This window comes from Pseudoalteromonas sp. P1-26, assembly GCF_001401795.1.
Lineage (GTDB): Bacteria > Pseudomonadota > Gammaproteobacteria > Enterobacterales > Alteromonadaceae > Pseudoalteromonas.
Genome location: NZ_LKDX01000189.1, coordinates 1 through 238, shown reverse-complemented (window position 1 = coordinate 238; position 238 = coordinate 1). Strand labels below are relative to the sequence as shown.

Below are 238 nucleotides of genomic sequence, written 5' to 3'. Positions count from 1 at the left end.
TTAAGCCTATCTGGAGTTTTATTAATTGGCTCGCTGCCTGTATTCCCGTGAACAACGAATTGTAGACCTTGGCTTCGGTAACGCTGCAAGTAACGTTCAATAGTACGCCTGGATTTATTGAGGAGCTTAGCGGCATTAGCTATCGTAATTTTACGCTCTGCCACTTTAGCAATGATATCAACTGTTAATTGAGCTTTGGAATTCAAAACAATCACCCTTAGCGCTCCTCAAATGCTTA

General features: G+C 41.6%; 1 protein-coding gene. It reads right to left on the bottom strand.

All coding sequences use genetic code 11. The features are described 5' to 3' along the window. Window positions 1–215 (bottom strand): helix-turn-helix domain-containing protein (locus AN394_RS21860; protein WP_152968979.1); only part of this gene is annotated, 215 nt, incomplete at its 3' end. Between the last annotated feature and the right edge of the window lie 23 nt (window positions 216–238).